This window comes from Actinomyces sp. S6-Spd3 (genome assembly GCF_000758755.1).
Taxonomy (GTDB): domain Bacteria; phylum Actinomycetota; class Actinomycetes; order Actinomycetales; family Actinomycetaceae; genus Pauljensenia.
The window spans coordinates 1-580 of record NZ_JRMV01000056.1; the positions used below are offsets into that span (position 1 = coordinate 1).

Genomic DNA, 580 nt, shown 5'->3' on the forward strand with positions numbered 1-580 from the left:
GAGCATGGTGGATTACACGTTTACCGAGAAGCTGATGACAGGCTACGACATCGTTGCCGTTGATCCGAGGGGCGTTGGCCTGTCTGCCCCCGTGCGTTGTTTGACTGCCGAGGAAACTGACCAGTTTAGAGCTGAGGATACTCCCGCAACAGTGGAGGAGATCCGCGAAGCGTCTCGCAAACTGGGGGAGGCATGTCTGGAGAAGTCGCCAGAGATGGCCAGACATTCTGATTCTGAATCCGCAATGCGTGACATGGACATAGTCCGCGCAGCGCTCGGGCAGGAAAAGCTTGACTACATGGGCTTTTCTTACGGCACGTTCCTCGGAGCGTTGTACGCGGACACGTTCGCACAACAGGTAGGGCGTTTTGTGCTCGATGGGGCGCTTGACCCGTCAATACCAGTGGACGAGGTCGCAGAAGGCCAGGCTTCTGGGTTTGAAAATATTCTCGCCTTCTGGCTAGATGCGGGCTCAAAGAAGGGGCAGATTCCGCTCAAGGGCACCACGGATCAGATGAAAGAGCAATTGGGCCAGTGGTTGGAGACTTTGAAGGATGAGCCGCTACCTACCGCCGACCCG

Annotated in this window: 1 protein-coding gene; it reads left to right on the forward strand. The window is 56.6% G+C overall.

Annotated elements, in window-relative coordinates; translation table 11 throughout:
* Positions 1-34: 34 nt before the first annotated feature.
* Positions 35-580, forward strand: a 546-nt coding sequence (locus HMPREF1627_RS00390; RefSeq protein WP_234305172.1) for an alpha/beta fold hydrolase, incomplete at its 3' end; no start/stop codon positions are given.